The following is a 14,194-nucleotide window of genomic DNA, read 5'->3' as shown; positions in this document are numbered from 1 at the left end:
TTCAAAAAGTTTTGAAAGTTTAAATACATCACTACCTTTGAAACATGGAACTCGAAGACGCGAAACGGAAATTTATCGAATCATGGGGCAAACTGGGCTCGGAATGGGGCATTAACCGCACCATGGCGCAGGTCCATGCGTTACTCCTGATCTCTCCTGACCCGCTTACGACCGAGGAAATCATGGAAACGCTCAGTATTTCGCGCGGCAATGCCAACATGACGCTCCGCGATCTGATCGGCTGGGGCCTGATCGAAAAGCAACACAAGCCGGGTGAGCGGAAGGAATATTTCTTTGCGGACAAAGACGTCTGGAATATCGCCAAACAAGTAGCCAAAGAACGTCGTAAACGTGAGTTGGAGCCGGTTATCAAGGTACTCGACGAGCTCTCGAAGGTGACCGGTGATACCAGCGATCCCGAATTCAGCACATTCAACAAGTCGGTTACGGACATCAACAAGCTGGCTAAAAACGTCGATAAAACCCTGGAAACCATGCTGGGTGCGGAAGAGAGCTGGTTTTGGGGTGGTATTTTCAAATTGTTCAAGTAATATTTTTTTAGACTAAACTTTCAATTTTTTCTGAAAATTCGAAATATACTATACAAATGAAAACACTGCATAACTACACCATTTTGTACGACGCCGAATGCCCGATGTGCGATCTGTACACGGGCGCATTTGTGCGCAACGGCCTGCTGGACGCCCACGGTCGCGAGGCTTATCAGGAATATGCAGGCGCGGCCTGCCCCAATCTCGATTGGCAACGCGCCGTCAACGAAATAGCGCTCGTCAATCAGGCCACCGGAGAAGTTACCTACGGCATCGAAAGTCTGCTGAAAGTCTGCGGAAATGCTATCCCGCTCCTCGCGCCATTATTCCGCTGGAAACCGTTTTTATGGATTGCCTCGCAAGCCTACGCATTCATTTCCTACAACCGCCGCGTGATCATCCCGGCAGCGGCATCTAAAAATAAATTTGGGTACCAGCCGTCGTTTAATGCGAAGTATCGCATCGCGTGGATAACATTAGGGTGGGTTGTTACGTCACTGGTGATGGCTACCTACCCCTCGTTACTGGGCGGCACTGTGACCAGCGAAATGTTCGTTGGGGAGTTTGCAATCTGTGCCGGGCACATTTTGGTCCAATGTCTCATGTTAATGCTCGGCAAAAAAAGCAAAATATGGGATTATCTCGGGAATCTCGCAACGATCTCTCTTGCAGGGTCATTAGTCTTTTTTTTGACGACGCTTACCTGTATGCTCCTCAATCTTAGCTGGCAAATCGCCGGAATTAGCGGTTTAATCATCATTGCACTGATGATCCGGGAGCACGTGCGGCGGTCCAGGCTGCTTGGAATAGGTTACTTGCCGACCATAACTTGGATTTTGTACCGTGTAATTATTGTCATAGTTTTAATAAACCTGCTTACCTGAATACTATCGCAACCTTATTTCCTCATTATTACCAAAACAAATGCAGCAGCTCCGCGCGAAATTTGATACTTATGGCAAGCTTTCGGAAGAAGCAATGGAAGATCTGGCGAAGCTCGTCAAGCCGCATTGCTATGCGAAGGGCGATTACTTTTTGAAAGAAGGGCAAACGCCTAAAAACGTCGGATTTGTGGTAAAAGGGCTCCTTTCACAATACTATGCGTCGCCGGACGGGGATATGGTGGTCAAGAAGTTTTTCCCCGAAAACCATTTTGCAGGCTCCCTACCTGCCATGCTCACGCATTCTCCGAGCATTTTCGCGATCAGGGCGCTTGAACCTACGGAGACCTTGGAATATAACTTCTACGATTTCAAATCCCTTACCGAGAAGCATCACGACCTGGCCGCATTCTATATCCGGTATATGGAGCTCCATTGGATCATCGAAAAGGAACCGCTGGAAATCTCCTTCCGGTACGACAATGCCAAAACACGTTATGCCAATTTCCTGAAAGAGTATCCCAATCTCGAACCGCGCCTCAAACAGCACGAAATCGCATCGTACCTCGGCATTACCCCTACCCAGCTCAGCCGCATCCGTGCGGAAAATTAATTTTCCGAAGTCTCAACATTTGTAAATGTTTTCGGCCGACGGGAGCCCGACATTTGTCCTGTTCAAACCAAAACAATGACAAATGCTATGAAAAATGAAACCGATTTCCTGACAGACACCCTTGAAAATAAAGCCGTCCTCTTCGCACCGGGCGAAGGCGAAGTGCTGGCCATGGGCGGCAACAGCGTCACGTTAAAGGTCACCAGCGACATTTCAAATGACCAGTTGGGCGTCTACGAAATCAAACTGGCCCCGGCCACGATCGGCGCACGACTGCATTATCACCGTTTTATGGACGAGACATTCATCGTCCGCAAAGGCACGCTCACAGTCGAACTGGCCGATGGTCCCATCCGCGCACGCGAGGGCGCTGTGGTGTACGTCCCGCGTATGACCGCGCACGGGTTTTCCAATCAATCCGACGAAGACGTGGTGATTAACCTCATATTCAACCCCGGCCAGCAGCGGGAAGGCTTTTTCCGCGGGTTGAAATCTATATTGACCGAGCCGGTGATCGACCCGGCGAAATACCTGCAATTGTACCAGAAATATGACAGCTTCCCGGTGGACGTACAGAATATGCTACCGGTGGGCCCTCCGCAGTAGCCGCTAAGCTTCCGCATTCCGCAACTTCTGTTTCAGCATCCCCGCCGCTTTGGTATAACCGCCCTCTGCGCCGTCGATGAAATGAATATGGCCGTCTTTGAGGTCATGGACGTAGCACGACATTACGGATTCGCCGCTCACATGCAATCCGTATTGAATCTCCCGCGCTGCTTCCATGGCGTCAAGGGCGGCTTGAAGCCGTTCACGCTGCGCTGGTGTGCCGGTAATGACCGTGTTGATCTTCCCGTCGATGACCAATGTGTCCGACATTTCGACCAGGCTGTTGAGATAACTTCTACCATATGACGTCCGGAAGTATACGTAACCAAAGAGCCAGGCGATCCAGGACGCCGCCAGGCCGAGCATGCTTGTGCTCCCTTCCCTGACCCGCATCTCCATTTCCATCTTTTTGAAAGTCGTCCGCCAAATCAGCCTCGCAACAGAAATAGGCCGCCGACTCGGAAAAGGCCCATAAATGCCGTCGATATGCTCCATTACCTTCGCGAACAATTCCGCCTGTTTTTTCCCGGCCGGGGCAGTCACGAGGAGCGTCACCACTTCCTGGTCCATTTCCGGTGGACCGATCTTGTCCCACCGGCACTGCATGCCGCGCAAGTCGAGCTCGTCATCCGGTTTGGGCTCGTACTCGAATCGGTAATGCTCGCTTTTAATGAGTTTTTCGGCATAATACAGTCCGTCGCCCAGTATGACGGGAATCGAAAATGCGCCGGACACCCTCAATTTACTAAGTCTCAGCTCGTATCCGTTAGCATAAATTTCGCTCACCGCGACGATACCGATGCGAAGATCGAGCGCAAAATTTTCCATGGTATTTTTCCTGAAAACAGCCAGCGCACGCATGGCCGCGTCGGCAATCGCAGGCGGCATGATGAAAGTGGCCCCGTCGCCGCCAAAAAAGAATGGTACGGTAATGCCCGCCTTGAATGCGATATTCAGTACGCTCACGATACTGCCCGTCGCAATCAGGTTGACCGTCTCATGCACTCCGCCCGCGACGGCACCGGTCGAATTCCGGATGTCGGTAATCACCACATGCCACGACTCGGGCACATTGTAAAAAAGGTGCTCTTCCGTTAGCAGTTCGCCCAACGAAATATGGTTGGCAGGCAAACGCGAATAAAACTGTTCGTTCCGGGCCAGCGACATGATTTCTGAATAAATTCGAGGTTAATTTAAACCTATTTTCTCAAATAATTACCCCTGTGGAAATCGATAATCCTGTCAAGTTTTTGTTTTTTGCAGGTTAAAATTGAATGCCTGCCACGTTCCTCGACTTGCAGATAGTTCTGCGTAGTGGCCGCGACTAACCTGAAACCTGCGTTTTTTGAATGCTTCGACCGACTTTTTATCATCTTACATGCCTGTTTCTTCTGCTGCAATCGGCCTGGGCCGCGGCTCAGACAACGCCCGTCGGCAACAAAACATGGCTGAAAGAATACAATGAATACCGTGAATACGACGATGTGTATGTCGTGAAGAAGGTGAGCATCCCCTGCCGGTCGTATGAGACATTCATCACCGACAAAAGCGGCCGTAAGCTCTCACCCGCCTACCGCGACATCGGCGACTTTGCCGAGGGCCTCGCCGAGTTCGTACCGATGGAACTGGGGCCGGAAGGACACGGCCTGCACGGCTTTATCGACAAACGCGGGAAAATTGTCATTGAACCCAAATACACTTCCACCGATCGCTTCCGCGACGGTAAAACCTGGGTTATATATCCATCCGGCAAACATTACGGACTTTCCTACATTGATCTCAAAGGAAATGAAATCTACAAAATCCCTATTCACCATTATACCAAAGACTACCTGATCAAGGATTCCGATATCGATTTCCTCTGCAATCATGACACAAAAGAGGATGTTTTATGGTGGGTACAAAGGCCGACGGATTTTCATATACTGAACTTCAATTTCAGCCGCTTCATCGAAAAGGAAATCAAAGCGTCAAAATTTATTTACCATTTCCTTTACAAAGGCAAATATGGGATCATTGATAAAAATATGATGCTGAAAGTCCCTGTGGCACTCGACGACATCGATCCTGACTACAAATACTCGGGCCAGGGAATGGAACGCGTGCAATACGGCGATAAGTACGGTTATATTAGCCCCTTCACCGGCGATCTCATTGTCCCGTTTGAATACACCGATACCCGCAAACCTACCAACGGCCTATTTTGGGTTAAAAAGAATGGGAAATGGGGCTGTATCGATAAAACCGGCAAATTGCGCATCCCGCATTTATACGACGAAGCCACGGGTTTTACCGCCGAAAACCGTTCTGCGGTCGCTATTGACGGTAAATTCGGGCATATCGATAAGTCGGGCAAGATACGGACCCCACTGAAATACGATTTTGCTTCCTATTACAACCATGGCGTCTCGATGATCCGGATAGATGATAAGTATGGTTATATGGATACAACCGGCCGTTTTATCACCAAAATCATTTACGACGAAGCCCTTCCTTTCGACCATGTTACCACCACCGTCGAGCGCTCCTGGCTCCGCTTTGAACTTTCACTCGATGGTAAGGAGAAATTCGTGGGCTTCTCTTATAAACTGAATGCGGTGTTTATCATCCTGGGTGTAATCATTTTCATCTGGCTGAATAATTTGCTTTATCAGCGGGTGTTGAAAAAGCGTTTGATGAAAATGACTAACAAAAAGTAGGGACGTCATTTCAGGAAAGTGCCATAATCCGCTTGCGGATCGCCTGTTGGTCGGTAGCGGTCCTTGCAAGCCGCAATGCATTTTCCAGGTTTTCCAAAGCCTTTTGCTGGTCGATTCCGTTATAGAGTTCGCCCAGTAAAGCGAAATAAAAATGATTGCCTTTCAGCGCCAGGGCCTCCGTTTCGCGGATCGCCTCGGTTTTCCCTTTCCATTTGAATACTGCAAATGCCCGGTTAAGCGCAGCTACGGGAGAATAATTGAGTTTCAGTAGCTGATCGTAGTAGTAAACAATGCTGCTCCATTTTTCGGGACTGTCCTTCTTTTGGGTATGCCAGTATGCAATGCCCGCTTCAAGATGGTACCGCGAAACCCGATCGCCCCTCGCTGCCGATTTCAGAAAAGCGCATCCGTTCCTAATCAAATCGGCATTCCATAATGCGGGATCCTGTTCCTCGTATAGCACCAGCTCGCCCGGAGCGCCCCTGCGCGCATCCAGCCGCGACGCGTGAAAGCACATCATCGCCATCAGCGCATTGACCTCCGGCTTGTTCGTAGCATTGTTTTCGATCAGCATCGTACAGAGCCGCATCGCTTCCAGGCATACATCCTTTCGAAGCGTATAATCCTGACTCATCGAATAATATCCTTCATTGAAAAGCAAATAGAGGGTGGTCAGCACAGGTCCGAGCCGCGTGTCCATCACAGCAGCAGCCGGCATCTCTATGCGAATATCGACCTCCCGAAGCCGCTCCTTAGCTCGGGTTAGCCGTTTGTTAATGACCTCTTTGGTCGTAAGAAACGCGTCGGCAATCTCTTGAATGCCAAATCCGCAAAGCACCCGCAGCGCCAGCCCTACCTGCGATTCTTCCGAGATCGCCGGGTGACACACCGCAAACAACATTTGCAACTGGCTGTCTGTAATATTCCCGGGCGTAAGATCGATCTCTACCGCCAGATCCTCATCCAGGCCGGCCCTAACCTTCGGCAATACCCGGTCCTCGTAGATCGAATGCCGGTGCAGGTAATTTTTCGCTTTGTTTTTGGCAGTATTGTACAGCCAACCTGCGGGGTTCGGCGGCGGCCCCTCGATGCCCCACGCCTGCGTTGCCACCAGAAATGTATCGCTCGCAATGTCCTCCGCCACTTCTATTTCCCGAAACCCGAAATGCCTGCAAAGCACCGAAACAATCTTCCGGTACTCCGTTCTGAACAAATGCGGGATCAGCGGTTCAGTGTTCATGCACAGAAACGATTTTCCGCACCTCCACGCTATTCCCATCGCCATTCAGGATAGGGCATCGCGCCGCCAGCCTCACCGCATCATCGAAGCTCTCCGCCCGGATCACGATAAAGCCTGCGAGCGATTCCTTGGTTTCAGCATACGGACCATCCGTCACCACGTTATTGGCTTTAAGAACTTTTCCTTCCGTAGAAAGCCCTTTCCCGCCGGCAAATTTCCCTTCCTTCACAATGCCGCTGATCCAGTGATGGTACTGCTTCATGTATTCCTGCATTTGCTCGGGAGAAGGCTGTGCACCCTTTGTCATGAGATCAAGGCGCATGAGGATCAGATATTCTTCCATAAAGATTTCATGAATTTCTAAGTATCAAAAAATAGGCCTATACGGTCAAAAATGAAAGTTTTTAAAATTTAGTATCTGTTCAGTTATAACCAATTTCTGCCCAAATGTTAATTTTACATTGCAACTTTCACTGTTACAAAACCCATGTTGCAATGATAAAAAAGCCCTCCGTTTCCGTTTACTTCGACAACCGCAGAATCAAAGAAGGTCATTTCTCGGTAAAGCTATCCGTATACTTCCAGGACCGTCAAAAGCTTTTCAGCACCGGCCTCGTGATACCTACTAAAGACGCCGATTTCCTCAAAGCTAACGAACTTAAGCTTTCGGGGAAAGTCAAAGATGAGCGGCTAAGAAATCTGTGGGATCGCGTTTACAATCGGGAGTACCACGATGATATAAGTGACAAGCGCCGGGAGACACAACTATTCCGCGCGCAGCAAATAATCGCCGATCTCGGGAAGAATTTCACTTTCGAGGAGTTCGCTCATCGATACAATACCCCCGCAGCCCCTGCAACCGTTTTTCCAGCCGAATTGCTGGCCGGAATGGACTTCATTGCGAACGAGCTCTTGGCGGAGGAAAGATTTTCACAACACTCAATCTTTACCTCAGCAAAAGCCAGCCTCATAAGATATGTCACAAGTAAGAGCCTTACCTCGACGCAAAAGCCGAAAATACCATTTGGGGTGATCACGGTTTCATTCCTGAATGACTACGAGAAGTTCATGAGGTTGAAAGGCGCAAAGCATCGGCTACAATCAACCTCCCGGCCGGCCTCGCCTACCACCATTGATTATTACCTGAAATGCGTCTATAAGACGATGAAGAGGGGAATCAAAGAAGGCGTAATTTCAGAGGAGACGTGGCCGTTTGGAAGAGATAAGTATAGGGCACCGAAGGCTCGAAACACAAAGAAAGCCCTTCCTTCTGATGCGATCAGCCAAATTATCGAATACAAAAGCAATCAAGATAGCCGCAATTTTGCGCGCGACATGTGGTTGTTCTCCTACCTCTGCAACGGGCTGAACTTTGCAGATCTGGCCCGGCTTACTTGGGGAGACTTCGACAGATCATCGAACACGATTAGTTTCACGAGAACAAAAACCAAGGAAACAAAGAAGGATAACGAAACCAAAGTTGTGATCCACCTGCTGCCAGAGGCCATTGACATCATTGAAAGGCGCGGCAACCCGGTCTCTCAAAATCATGAATTCATTTTCCCGTTTCTTGACACGGAAATGGATGAGCTTACCAAAAAGAAGAAAATATCGAGGTTGGTTAACCGGGTTAATAGGCGAATGTTGAAGGTTGCGGAAGACCTCAACATCAATGCAAAATTCAATACTTATGAAGCCAGGCACTCATTCGCGACAACATTGGCTCGTGCCGAGGCTCCTCTCGCATTTATATCCCAAAAGCTCGGACACAGTAATTTGGCAACCACACAAAAATATCTTGGGTCGTTTGAGCTCGATCAGACTCAGAAGTACCTCAGCGCACTCATTCCGCAAAAACAAGAAAGCCAGGATTCGTAAATCCTGGCCTTTCACTACACCCACTGCTCCGGCCTGTGAAGACAGCCGTAACGCAGCTATTACCTATTATGCACTGCCTTAGGATCTTCGTCCGACACTCTGGCTGATATATAATCGACCATATCGATGTTTAGCAAGGTTGTGAGTGAAATACCTTTGCTGAGCATAGCAATAAAGTCAACTACCGTCTCGGACAATTTCTCTCCCGAAGCCAAATCGGGTTTCTCCATTCTTTGAAACCAAGGACTGTGATTATAAGGCCCCTGGAACGGAATTTCGAGAACTGTGGTCGACATCTCCGTTGGAATGTATGCCCACATGCCATCAGTCATACTAAATATGAGATTGTGAAAGTGTTTCCTCGATACATCTTGATAATCGAATCCCTTCACCTTAAAATCAACTTTTTTGCAAATCAAGAATGTAAATATTGAATCATAGGGATTTGTATTCGGATCAAACAAATCTCCCCATGGATGTCTCCAATACGGTGTTTGATACTCGATATCGTCTCGTATTTTTTTGACTTCCGCCAACTTTCTAAGGTACTTATTCAATTGGGAAGGCGTGGATATTATAGATTTCACCTCGCCCACTCCACAAACAGTCTCTACAGGAAAAAATCGCTGGTTTTCAGAATTTTGCAGAAGCGGAGTTCTGCTTTTATCATAGATAATTATATCGCATTGAGTGCTAACCGCTCCTCTCGGCCCAATAATGAAACCTGATCCTATACTCAGCCGTTGAGGGACTACAAGAGTTAACCATTTTCTTATCAGCTCTTCCCTGTGCGTCCCGAATTCGCCGCTGTGCCGCAGCCGTTTTTTTGACTGATCCCAATACATTTCTTTACTGTTATCGAACGAATTAGCAAAGTTCATGTAGTTTTCAAGAGCAAGATTTCGTAGTATAGGGTTCATAGGTATGGTTAAATTCAGTAGGGGTCAAATTATCGTATTCCTTCTTCTCGTCCAACAACACTTCAACATTCAGCCAATAAAAAGCCAGGATTTGTAAACCCTGGCTTTCATACTACGCTCGCTGTTCCGGCCAATGCCAATGAATTACGCGATAAATAGCAGAGAATCCCGTAGGGTTAAGCTTCCTGATCAAAACCTGGGCCTCTTCCATTGTTAACTTGTCGTCTGGCCCTGCCATGGTTAACTGTTTGCTTTCCACGTCGTAATCTTTGACGTTCTCCCAATAATGTGTTGAGTCCTCCATGAATCGTTGAATCTGTACGATCTGAGGGCCATGCTTTCCAAAGTCCTTTTCCATGTTGATGAAGTTTTAAGTATCAAAATATTGATTACAATAATATCAAAACTTTACTATTATTGCAAGGTGGCATGAAGGAATGGCTGGAAACAAATCAGGGGCCCATAAAGCCCCTTTTTTATTAAATACCTGTAAACTAAATCGAAAGTCAAAATCCTTCCCATTGAAAGTGCATTCCATCTCGCGAGGCTGCGGACCAGTCTGCACCACATATCCAACCGATATCCCGCCAGACTTTCAAAAACGGAGCGGACCAGGTTACTTTTCCTTTGAACGGGTTCGTGGCCGCATTGATATCTACGGCGATCCCGAATGCATGCGCTGATATCCCGCTACTGCCGCGTTTCTTGCGAATGTTGAAACACCCGTCCCACGTCTTGATTTCCGTATGCAAGCCGAGCGCAATCAGCTTTCGCAGCGCCTTGTTCAGCGGCACTTCAATGAGGCGGTTCAGATAGATTTTTTCAGGCATGCATGGTATTGCCTCCCGGATATCGGCGGGCACGATCCACACCTTCATCCATTTATTTTCGAATGGCAGCCGGTTAACCTCTGGGTTACCAAACTGCTTGATCAGCTGCGCTTGTGTTTTCATGGCGCCACCTCCTTTTCCTCATCCTGAAAACTCAGCATGTCTTTCATGTTGCCAGTCTCCCGGAACTTCCGGAAGGGTGCGCTAAACCATTTCGGAACCAGGTTAGGAATAATCTGTTCGATCAGGTCGCAGCACTTCACGAAGTAGTACGCGATCATTACCGCGTATCCCGCGAAAATGAAGTATAGCGATACACTCGGTATTGGAGCGGCTTCCGGCTCCGCTTGCGTGACGACGCTAAAAACCACGCCTACAACAAGCGACGCGACATAGCCGAGGAGAATTACGGCTACCATAACTATAAACTGCTCAACCGTCTTTTTTAAGAAAATTTCGGCCTTCCATTCTCCGGCCGCGTAGTGTTTAACCAGCCCGAGGAAAGTCATTAAAATAAAGCAAATGCCGACCGCAGCAACCAGCTTAACGGTCAGATCCTTCCGGTAAATGAATACCTGGATAACTCCCACCGTCGAGGAGGAAAGCAGCAAAAGGATGGGATTGGTAAATATTCCCTTGATGGTCAACCATGCTGTCATGAGCACGCTTGAAACCACATCCAACTTTTCGAATAATTTCATGTAATTGCTATTTACGGGCCCGAAGCCCTGTTAATAATCCTGCTGCGTATCCGGTGCCGAGTCCCCACTTAAAGCCTCTCCAAAATCCACCTTCTTGTTTCGCCTTGCTGATCGCGGCTTCAAAACTTTGTTTCTGCACCGTAGCTTGCAGGTTTTGCAGACGCACGGTTGCTCGTAACTCTTCATTTTCTTTGCCTTGGTATTCATAAGCAGTTTTCAGTGGGATAAAGGCCAGTTTCAATTTTTCGTAGCGGTACGCACTATCGAGGAGCGCGCTTTCGAATGCTGTCCGCTCTGGCTTCGGCTTCGATCCTTGCGCCCAGCTCGTCACGCTCAACAGAATCAGGATCGACACTTTTGCGATACCCTTCAAGATTTTTTTCATAGTCGGGATTGTGTTTATTGACTGAATCGGCGTGCTGATCAGCGCGGCGCTGGTTCTCCCGGATTGCATCGGCAAAACTTGGAGCGTCCGGGTTTGGTGTGGGTTGCCGGAGTCCTCGGTACCAGAGAATACAGGCGAGTACCAGGATCACCGCCAGTAGGCTGGCGATGATCTTCCAATGGTTGAGCTTCATTTCAGGGTAATTTTTACAACCTTGTTGATACCGCCGCCACGACCCGAATAGATTTCCCGATATTCCTGCAAACCTGCGTAGCGAGTGATCGGAAACGTGAAGCCTTCGCCCTGGGCGATGCCTGTCATTCCGGAATCGGAATCAATGAACTCGGAGCGGATCCGGTAAATCGCCGGTCCCAGCTGGGCATTTATTTTTGAGGCAGGGTAAGCCATTGCAAAGTGAATAATCTCACCGCCACGTCGGAAGAACGGGGCACCCCAGAAATAGAGGATATCGCCATTGAGATCTTCATCCTTACTGGTATCCCACGTCTGATCTGCCGATACGTCATTTGGATCAAATTCGATGGCATAGCCGGCCCCAGGAAACGTGGCCGCATTCAAGTCGGTAGCCATCAACTTACTATTCTGGCTTCCCGCGTCGCCCTCGCTGGAATAGATCAAATCCGGCTGATCCGAAGTACCCGCACTGAAAATTTCATTCAGTTTGTAAAGGCCGGTCCAGGTCCCGCTTGGTGCGCCAACGCCGGCGTACATCCCCATGCTACGAACCTTCCCTTTACCTCCCTCGCGCACGCCGCGAACGAATGCAGCGTGAAAGTCTTTCAGTCCTTTGGTGCGGAACTCGTACCATTTCCTCCCAACTTCCGAATTGTTGAACAGGTAGGCTAAATGCTCTTCGTTATTCTGCGCGGGATACGGAACGGGCAAACCTCCCGAATATTCGCGCCATGCGTTCAAATCGGCTTGCCCGTAGCCGGTTAAAAGTATCTGGTTATTCGTGGCGCGTTGGATATTGGTTTCATACTCCTCTCCCGTGCTTGTTGCCGTTGAAATGTAATCCACATAATCGGGGTACTGTGCCATGAATTCAGCCAGATGCCGCGCGGCATTTTTAAATTTCTTCTGGCCTTCCTTACTGTGCAGGCTCGGCATATAGGTTCTCTCGGTGGAACGTAATCTTCCCTCTTCGTGCCACACAAGGTCCTGTGTAGGCTCCTCTTCGGAGGGCTGCCAGAATGGATCCGGTAATTGTTCCAGCCATTCGGACCGCTCAAACATCCCATCGCCAATTACACGCCAAGGGATAAGTGCAATTGAAAGTTTTAAACCGCGAGATTTGCAATAATTTATTAGGTCGAGAATCTTGTCGTCGCGAAACGTTTTATCATTGGGTTGGTAACTGTACCACTTTACATTAACCCGGATACCATCGATGCCACGGAACTTTTTGCCGTTATAACTGAGATTGCAAAATGCCTCGATACGTTCAAGCCATTCAGGACTAATACCGGTCGGCTGTGAAACATCGAACCCATAACCGGTCAGGTTCATTATGATTTGCCGCTTTCCTTTGCTTGTGGGAGGCGGGCCACTATTACCACCATCCCCGCCGTTTCCGTTATCGCCGGTAGGCTTCGGCACTACAAACGTTTTGCTGTACACGTCGCTTTTGCAGGTATTCCCCTGCATGCTTAATGTGTACTCGCCTGGTTCCAGACCTGCATAAGTAATCGGCTCCCGGTTGCCCGTAGGTTTAACCGATGCGAAGGCAACGCGAGTAGATCCTTTGTAAATGGAATAATCCCATCCGCGCACATCCTCACCGTCCCACAGTACCATTGCGGTCGTCGTGGTGACGTTGTAAATGTCCTCCGGCTTTGGCCCCCGCGGGCACGGCTTTAATCCGTTTGGCGGATTCTGCGTTCCTCCGCCGTCACCTTTGATCTTGAATAGGCTATCCGTGTAGGCTTTTTGCCGGGCCTCAGACGCCTTGATTTTTCCGTCGATAACCTGATCGATCGATTGCGCGGAAACAACCTGGCAAAATGCCAGGAGTGCCGCTAAAAGCAGATTTTTCATGAATGGGTATTTAGTTGCTGATGAAATGAAATTGTACTATTGAAGCAATGCGCCGAGCGCTTGTTTCAGTTGCTTCGCCTTTTCGTTCTCCGAATCGTACGACTGCAAAGCTCTCCGAACGAGGGCGGGCACGACTTCAAGCAGAAAGCCCTTGTCGTTCAATGTTCTGTTCAGCTCGTTCTCGTCATTAAAATTGAGACTGGCCGAATCGTTGAATGAAAATGCCTTGGGCTGGCCGGTGCTCACCTCCCGGCCCGTGATTGAAAAGTTGATGCTCGCGTAGTCGAACTCGAATTGCGGGGCAGGCGCCGGTGTTTCTGTTTCCACCAGCGCCGCGATGTTGCTATTTTTCATTGGTTGTATTGTTTGTTGTTGGTAAAGAATTCAAAAGCTTTTTAGCAGGTGTTGGCTCTTCCTCCACAGGTGCGATAACGAAGCCAACAAGCCACTTGCGGACGTGCTTAGGGACACTCGCGGGGATCGATTCCTCATCGACATACTCAGGTTCAAACTCTACGCTGGTTTCGTGATTGAACAGCTCCTCAATTTTCTCCTCCATAGCCTCTTCCTGGTCCTTTTTATACCGGTAGTTGCCGCGTTCGTCACGAAGAATACACCCGAATTTGTCCTCGGCGGCGTGCTTGCGCTGGATCTTCAATAGCTTTTTACCATACCCGTCGCGCTGCTCGTCGATCTGTTCAATTACTGAATTCAACGCCGCGATGAACTTTGTGTCTTTTTCGTCCGATTCTTTGATCAGAATTTGCGCGACGTCCACGAATCTGAAAGCACTTTTGTAGCTGGTCTCCATTTTTGATTTAGTTTATTGATG

The 14,194-nt window shown here is 48.8% G+C and carries 17 protein-coding genes; 6 read left to right on the top strand and 11 right to left on the bottom strand.

The window, feature by feature from the left end; genetic code table 11:
• Positions 1–44 precede the first annotated feature (44 nt).
• From AC2YIT_RS30355 to AC2YIT_RS30340, 4 genes are all read left to right on the top strand, one after another.
• Entirely contained in the window at positions 45–551 is a 507-nt protein-coding gene (locus AC2YIT_RS30355) for a GbsR/MarR family transcriptional regulator (protein WP_487281684.1), read from the top strand.
• A 56-nt stretch (positions 552–607) separates the two neighbouring features.
• Complete coding sequence (locus AC2YIT_RS30350; RefSeq protein WP_487281683.1) at positions 608–1,435, top strand: thiol-disulfide oxidoreductase DCC family protein; 828 nt, start codon at positions 608–610, stop codon at positions 1,433–1,435.
• A gap of 40 nt (positions 1,436–1,475) precedes the next feature.
• Complete coding sequence (locus AC2YIT_RS30345) at positions 1,476–2,045, top strand: Crp/Fnr family transcriptional regulator (protein ID WP_487281682.1); 570 nt, start codon at positions 1,476–1,478, stop codon at positions 2,043–2,045.
• 87 nt (positions 2,046–2,132) lie between these two features.
• A complete protein-coding gene (locus AC2YIT_RS30340; RefSeq protein ID WP_487281681.1) occupies positions 2,133–2,651 on the top strand; it encodes a cupin domain-containing protein in 519 nt (172 codons plus the stop codon).
• Between the two features lie 3 nt (positions 2,652–2,654).
• On the opposite strand, the gene AC2YIT_RS30335 is transcribed toward AC2YIT_RS30340, so the two are convergent.
• Positions 2,655–3,818: a DUF3095 domain-containing protein gene (locus tag AC2YIT_RS30335; protein ID WP_487281680.1), complete on the bottom strand. Its 1,164-nt coding sequence runs from the start codon at positions 3,816–3,818 to the stop codon at positions 2,655–2,657.
• A 182-nt stretch (positions 3,819–4,000) separates the two neighbouring features.
• Between AC2YIT_RS30335 and AC2YIT_RS30330 the strand changes: the two genes are divergently transcribed.
• Positions 4,001–5,350 (top strand): WG repeat-containing protein, encoded by a 1,350-nt coding sequence (locus tag AC2YIT_RS30330; RefSeq protein ID WP_487281679.1) that lies wholly within the window; start codon positions 4,001–4,003, stop codon positions 5,348–5,350.
• 10 nt (positions 5,351–5,360) lie between these two features.
• Here AC2YIT_RS30330 and AC2YIT_RS30325 read toward each other — a convergent pair whose 3' ends face one another.
• A complete protein-coding gene (locus AC2YIT_RS30325; RefSeq protein WP_487281678.1) occupies positions 5,361–6,590 on the bottom strand; it encodes an RNA polymerase sigma factor in 1,230 nt (409 codons plus the stop codon).
• Positions 6,580–6,933, bottom strand: a complete 354-nt coding sequence (locus tag AC2YIT_RS30320) for a YciI family protein (protein ID WP_487281677.1) — start codon at positions 6,931–6,933, stop codon at positions 6,580–6,582. Before AC2YIT_RS30320 ends, AC2YIT_RS30325 begins: the two co-directional genes overlap by 11 nt.
• A 152-nt stretch (positions 6,934–7,085) precedes the next feature.
• Here AC2YIT_RS30320 and AC2YIT_RS30315 point away from each other — a divergent pair, with 152 nt between their 5' ends.
• Positions 7,086–8,468, top strand: a complete 1,383-nt coding sequence (locus AC2YIT_RS30315) for a tyrosine-type recombinase/integrase (protein WP_487281676.1) — start codon at positions 7,086–7,088, stop codon at positions 8,466–8,468.
• Between the two features lie 59 nt (positions 8,469–8,527).
• On the opposite strand, the gene AC2YIT_RS30310 is transcribed toward AC2YIT_RS30315, so the two are convergent.
• The 8 genes from AC2YIT_RS30310 to AC2YIT_RS30275 all read right to left on the bottom strand — a co-directional run bounded on the left by AC2YIT_RS30310 (position 8,528) and on the right by AC2YIT_RS30275 (position 14,173).
• Positions 8,528–9,388 carry a DUF6602 domain-containing protein gene (locus AC2YIT_RS30310; RefSeq protein WP_487281675.1) on the bottom strand — a complete coding sequence of 287 codons (861 nt, stop codon included), beginning with the start codon at positions 9,386–9,388 and terminating at the stop codon, positions 8,528–8,530.
• A gap of 112 nt (positions 9,389–9,500) precedes the next feature.
• Positions 9,501–9,746: a hypothetical protein gene (locus AC2YIT_RS30305; RefSeq protein ID WP_487281674.1), complete on the bottom strand. Its 246-nt coding sequence runs from the start codon at positions 9,744–9,746 to the stop codon at positions 9,501–9,503.
• A gap of 148 nt (positions 9,747–9,894) precedes the next feature.
• Positions 9,895–10,341, bottom strand: coding sequence for a M15 family metallopeptidase (locus AC2YIT_RS30300; RefSeq protein ID WP_487281673.1), 447 nt, complete (start codon positions 10,339–10,341; stop codon positions 9,895–9,897).
• A complete protein-coding gene (locus tag AC2YIT_RS30295) occupies positions 10,338–10,919 on the bottom strand; it encodes a hypothetical protein (RefSeq protein ID WP_487281672.1) in 582 nt (193 codons plus the stop codon). Before AC2YIT_RS30295 ends, AC2YIT_RS30300 begins: the two co-directional genes overlap by 4 nt.
• A 7-nt stretch (positions 10,920–10,926) precedes the next feature.
• Positions 10,927–11,304 (bottom strand): hypothetical protein, encoded by a 378-nt coding sequence (locus tag AC2YIT_RS30290; protein ID WP_487281671.1) that lies wholly within the window; start codon positions 11,302–11,304, stop codon positions 10,927–10,929.
• A gap of 189 nt (positions 11,305–11,493) precedes the next feature.
• Complete coding sequence (locus tag AC2YIT_RS30285) at positions 11,494–13,362, bottom strand: hypothetical protein (protein WP_487281670.1); 1,869 nt, start codon at positions 13,360–13,362, stop codon at positions 11,494–11,496.
• A gap of 36 nt (positions 13,363–13,398) precedes the next feature.
• Positions 13,399–13,716: a hypothetical protein gene (locus AC2YIT_RS30280; RefSeq protein ID WP_487281669.1), complete on the bottom strand. Its 318-nt coding sequence runs from the start codon at positions 13,714–13,716 to the stop codon at positions 13,399–13,401.
• A complete protein-coding gene (locus tag AC2YIT_RS30275; protein ID WP_223408532.1) occupies positions 13,706–14,173 on the bottom strand; it encodes a hypothetical protein in 468 nt (155 codons plus the stop codon). Before AC2YIT_RS30275 ends, AC2YIT_RS30280 begins: the two co-directional genes overlap by 11 nt.
• Between the last annotated feature and the right edge of the window lie 21 nt (positions 14,174–14,194).

The sequence above is a fragment of the Dyadobacter sp. SRI_021 genome (assembly GCF_057586235.1).
This window is presented reverse-complemented; position numbering and strand designations above follow the sequence as displayed.